Source organism: Bradyrhizobium sp. P5_C11_2 (assembly GCF_054049755.1).
The window spans coordinates 1-1,026 of sequence record NZ_JBFULT010001094.1 but is presented as its reverse complement, the minus strand read 5'-3'; the positions used below and the strand labels follow the sequence as shown (position 1 = coordinate 1,026).

At 65.3% G+C, this 1,026-nt stretch carries 3 protein-coding genes; 2 read left to right on the top strand and 1 reads right to left on the bottom strand.

Features of this window, described 5'->3' with window-relative positions:
* Both ACXJL8_RS41905 and ACXJL8_RS41900 read left to right on the top strand, forming a co-directional pair.
* Window positions 1–144, top strand: a 144-nt coding sequence (locus ACXJL8_RS41905) for a NepR family anti-sigma factor (RefSeq protein WP_456687127.1), incomplete at its 5' end; no start/stop codon positions are given.
* On the top strand, window positions 144–692 hold the full coding sequence (locus ACXJL8_RS41900; protein ID WP_128954138.1) for a sigma-70 family RNA polymerase sigma factor: 549 nt from the start codon (window positions 144–146) through the stop codon (window positions 690–692). The genes ACXJL8_RS41905 and ACXJL8_RS41900, both read left to right, overlap by 1 nt.
* A gap of 118 nt (window positions 693–810) precedes the next feature.
* On the opposite strand, the gene ACXJL8_RS41895 is transcribed toward ACXJL8_RS41900, so the two are convergent.
* On the bottom strand, window positions 811–1,026 hold a 216-nt coding region (locus tag ACXJL8_RS41895), incomplete at its 5' end, for a nitroreductase family protein (protein ID WP_456687126.1).

The window sequence follows — 1,026 nt, the reverse complement described above, 5'->3', positions numbered from 1 at the left end:
CTCCGCGCCATGTACGACGACGTCGTACGGCAGGGGGTTCCTGACCGGTTTGCGGAACTGATCAAGAAGCTTGATGCGCCGGGAGGCGTACCCCAAGTGGAAACTGACGGGGGCTCTAACGACAACAACAATGGGAGGGATTAATGCCTCTCACGAATTCCCTGCGCGACGACATCCTGGCGGCCGTGCCGAGCCTGCGCGCGTTCGCCATCTCTCTCAGCGGCAATGCGGACCGCGCTGACGATCTGGTCCAGGAGACGCTGCTGCGCGCGCTCGCCAACATCGACTCGTTCCAGCCCGGCTCGAACCTGCCGGCGTGGCTGTTCACGATTCTGCGCAACCTGTTCCGCTCCGACTATCGCAAGCGGCGGCGGGAGGTCGAGGATGCGGAAGGCAACTACGCCAAGACGCTGAAGACGCAGCCCTCGCAGAATGCGCATCTCGAGTTCGAAGAGTTTCGCACCGCGCTCGAAAAGCTTCCGCAGGACCAGCGCGAGGCGCTGATCCTGGTCGGTGCCTCCGGCTTCTCCTATGAGGACGCGGCCTCGATCTGCGGCTGCGCGGTCGGCACCATCAAAAGCCGCGTCAACCGCGCCCGCTCGAAGCTCGCAGCACTGCTCTATGTCGATGGCGCCGAAGATTTCGGGCCGGACGAGACCGTGCGCGCCGTGATCGGCGGCAGCGGCGGATAGCGGCCGCCGTCAAACGGATCTCGTCAAGTCAAGAGGCGGCCGTTCACGCGGCCGTCTCTTCGTGCGTGGCTGGGAAACCCGTTGCGCCGTGAACCGCAGGTTATTCGTCCACGCCAGGTCATTCCTCCACGAACGTCACGGTATCAGCGACGCTCGCGCGCGAGGTGCGGTAGCTGTTGACCTTGTGGGCGTTGTCGGCATAGCCGAACGAGATGCCGCAGACGACGCGGCGATCGTCGGGCAGATTGAAGTGGCGGCGGATCAGGCCGGAGTGGCGCGCCAGCGCGGCCTGCGGAATCGTGCCGAGCCCGAGGGCCTGGGCGGCCAGCATGAA